Consider the following 3,371-nt stretch of genomic DNA (forward strand, 5'->3'; position numbering starts at 1 on the left):
GTTTCACGACAATGGGGGCCAATTGGTTTTTTGAGGGAGCGATTGCTTGCCAGTTTGGCAGCTTGGGCAGGGCAACGGCCAGGTGCTTTCCGCAAGCCGGCAGCTCAGCGTTCCACCAGCAGGGCGACGGCAAAGGCAGCCATGGCCTCTCCCTGGCCGACGGGGCCGAGTTTTTCGTTGGTGGTGGCCTTCACGCCTACCTGTTTGGGCGATAGTTGCATGGCCTCGGCCAGGCGGGCCTGCATGGCGGGGATGTGGAGCTTGAGCTTGGGCTGCTCTGCCACCACGACGCTATCGACGTTGGCAATGCGCCAGCCCTCTTGGCTTACCAACTGCACCACCTGCTGCAAGAGGAGAATGCTGTCTGCCCCTTTCCAGCGCTCCTCTTCCGGGGGAAAGTAGTAGCCAATGTCCCGCAGGGCGGCGGCCCCTAGGAGGGCGTCCATGATGGCGTGCGTGAGCACGTCGGCGTCGCTGTGGCCCAACAGACCCTTTTCGTAAGGGATCCGGATCCCGCCTAGGATCAGGGGGCGCCCTTCTACGAGACGGTGGATGTCATAGCCCTGGCCAATGCGCACTGTTGCGGCTCCCTTGGGAACACCAGCGAGACTTTTGCCAACTTCCTTCCAAGAGCTTGGCTCACCGGGAGAGGAAAAGCGGCTGTTGAGAACGACTTCTTTCTATTCTGCCGACTCGAGAGGGGAGGAGCAGATGGGACAGGAAGAACCGCTGTAGCAGTCGAAGCAGATAAGGTGGGATTTCCCGTAGGGATTGGTACAGCGCTTGGCCCATTGATAGTCGCCGTAGCTGAGCTCTTTCCCACAGACATCACACCTGGGCATCGTTTTCTCCTCAAAAGTCTTGTAGCTAGAAGAATACAGCGCTAGAGGGATCCGGGGATCCCTGAGTCTCTGGAGAGAGACGATCCGCCAGATCCGCAGGGGATCCCGTCTTCCAGCGGCGTCCAGCCCGGCTGCCAGAGATCCCGGTTTTTGAGGGTGGCGGCGTTGACCCAGAGGCGCACCTGGGGATCGCAGACGGCCCTCAGCTCGGCAAACACCAGCCCCCCTTGCCCCTCTTGGCGGGCGGCGACCTGAAAATGTCGCCAACCCATCACAGGCTGGACAGAAGTCCACTTGGAGCCCAGCAGATGGGGAAAGCGCTGTTTTTGGCGGGGTTTGCTGCGAGCCATAGAGCTGCTTGCCAACCTTGCTCCAGGGCTGTCCTCGGCTGGATGGGGGAGACCGAGGGCGATAGGATCGCTAGGGATGCTTCGGCATTCCAAGCTCCTTCCCTCAGCATATCCACCTATGGTGCAACACAAGCAACGGCTTGGGTTCTCTTGGCAGCAGGTATTGCTGCTCCTCCTGGCCTGGCTGGTTTGGGCAACGGGACTGCCCCTGGTCGCGTCCAGCGCCTGGGCAGCAACTGAGCCGGCACTCTCTGGCAAACTCACAGGGCCGGAGTGGCGCCAGGCGGATCCTGAGGCCAAGCAGGCGTTTTGTCGCAAAGCCTTTCAGGCGTTTCGTGCCTCTCCTGCCCAGAGTTACATCATCAGCTCCAATGTACAGGCTTTGACCCCAGAAGGTTTGTGTCAGCGGCTGGATCAGTTTTATCAGTACGCCATCCACGACGAGATCCCACTCAACCAAGCCGCCAACATTGCCCCCTTGCTGTTCTCGGATCAGCCGCTGGAGCAGCCCTAATGCCGCAGGGATCCGCAAAGCTGCCGGCAAAGGGATCCCAAGCCTAAGTGACCAGTTGAGATCATCTGGCCCCTGCTGTTGGGGCAGGTCTTGGCAGCAGGGTCGATAATAGAACTGTTCTCTTGCAGCTCTCAAGTTCTATGGCCGGCTCCGTCATTGCTCCTGAAAACCTGCTGGATCTTTGCGAACAGGGTGTGCAAAAGGCCTTGGCTGCCGGGGCCGACCAAGCAGAGGTGTTTGCCAACTCAGGCCGTGAGACGGAAGTAACTTTTGAGAAAAATGACCTCAACCTGGCCCGCAGCAGCAGCGAGACCCTGTTCGGCATCCGGGTTTTCTGCGGCGGCAGGCTGGGCTTTGCCACTTCCAACCGCCCGGAAGAGCTGGCCGAGACAGCGGCTGAGGCGGTGGCCATGGCCAAGGCTTCGCCGGCGGATCCCCTCAACGGCCTGCCGGATCCCCAGCCTCTGCCCCAGGTGCCCTTTGCCCTCGACCCAGGCCTGCTGGAACTGGATGCTGCCGAGCTGACGCAACTGGGATCCCAACTGGTGGAGTGGGTGCGATCCAAAGATCCCCGCATCACCATCGACAGCGGCTCCCTCAGCGTGGAAGAGGATACCGTGGCCATTGCTTCTTCCACCGGCATCCGCGCCAACTACCACAGCGTCGAGGCGGGCGGATCCCTGTTTGGCATGGCCATCGATGGGGACGAGGTGGGCAGCTTTGCCTACGACGGCGACAGTGTGCAGAAGCGGGCGGAGCTGCTGCCGGCGCTGGAGCGGGCTTTTAATCGCTTTGTGCAAAAGTGTGTGGGGGCCCTAGGGGCTAGGGAGGGGGAGAGTTTTCGCGGCCCCATCGTCCTGCCGCCGGATGTGGTGGAGGAGTTTCTGGGAGACCTCCTCTTTGTGCTGGGGGCGGACGCGGTGCGCAAGGGCAAAAGCCCCCTGGCGCAGAAGATGGGATCCCTGATCGCCAGCCCCCTGTTGACCTTGGTTTCCGAGGGGCTGGGCTTGCCCGGCCACCCCATCGAGCCCTTCGACCGCGAGGGGATGCCACGCCAAATTACCCCCCTGATCCACGAAGGGATCCTCTGCAACTTCATGTACAACAGCTACGAAGGCCGGGCTGCCGGCGTTCCCTCCAACGGCCATGCCACAGGGGGGGCGGGCAGCTTGCCGGGCGTGGGGCCGGCCTGTCTGAGCGTGGCCCCGGGGACAACCCCTTTGTCTGAGCTGTATGCGATGGAGCGGGGCATTATCGTCACGCGGCTTTCCGGCAGCAGCAACCCGATTACCGGCGATTTTTCCGGAGTGGTGAAGGGGGGCTTTTTGGTCAAAGGTGGCGAGAAGCGCCCCATCCTGGAGACCACCATTGCCGGCAACCTCTACGATTGTTTGCGCAATATCTCCGCCATCTCACAAGAGGTAACTGTTTTCAACGGCACCACGGCCTTTCCGGCTCTGCGCATCGAAGATGTATCGGTAACAGCGGGCTAATCCTGAAGCGGCAGGCAAGGCCCTCCAATTACCTTTAGCTTTATGGGTCATGCCCTTGACGTTGAGCTTTAAGGACTCCGTCCCGCTAACGCGACCGGTTACCCCGATGTCATAACGACGGGCAATCTCTGAGGTAACCTTGTGTTGCCAATCTCTACGCTGACGGGCAACT

The 3,371-nt window shown here is 61.0% G+C and carries 4 protein-coding genes; 2 read left to right on the forward strand and 2 right to left on the reverse strand.

The window, feature by feature from the left end; all coding sequences use genetic code 11:
• Window positions 1–104: 104 nt before the first annotated feature.
• A complete protein-coding gene (gene ispF / locus NW863_RS12540) occupies window positions 105–578 on the reverse strand; it encodes a 2-C-methyl-D-erythritol 2,4-cyclodiphosphate synthase (protein WP_414366762.1) in 474 nt (157 codons plus the stop codon).
• A gap of 305 nt (window positions 579–883) precedes the next feature.
• Window positions 884–1,192, reverse strand: coding sequence for a TIGR02450 family Trp-rich protein (locus NW863_RS12545; RefSeq protein ID WP_414334651.1), 309 nt, complete (start codon window positions 1,190–1,192; stop codon window positions 884–886).
• A 118-nt stretch (window positions 1,193–1,310) separates the two neighbouring features.
• On the opposite strand from NW863_RS12545, the gene NW863_RS12550 reads away from it, so the two are divergent.
• Both NW863_RS12550 and NW863_RS12555 read left to right on the forward strand, forming a co-directional pair.
• Window positions 1,311–1,706, forward strand: coding sequence for a hypothetical protein (locus NW863_RS12550; protein WP_414334649.1), 396 nt, complete (start codon window positions 1,311–1,313; stop codon window positions 1,704–1,706).
• 140 nt (window positions 1,707–1,846) lie between these two features.
• Complete coding sequence (locus NW863_RS12555; RefSeq protein WP_414366764.1) at window positions 1,847–3,199, forward strand: TldD/PmbA family protein; 1,353 nt, start codon at window positions 1,847–1,849, stop codon at window positions 3,197–3,199.
• The last annotated feature ends 172 nt before the right edge of the window (window positions 3,200–3,371 follow it).

It is taken from the genome of Synechococcus sp. B60.1 (assembly GCF_047462555.1).
Lineage (GTDB): Bacteria > Cyanobacteriota > Cyanobacteriia > Thermostichales > Thermostichaceae > Thermostichus.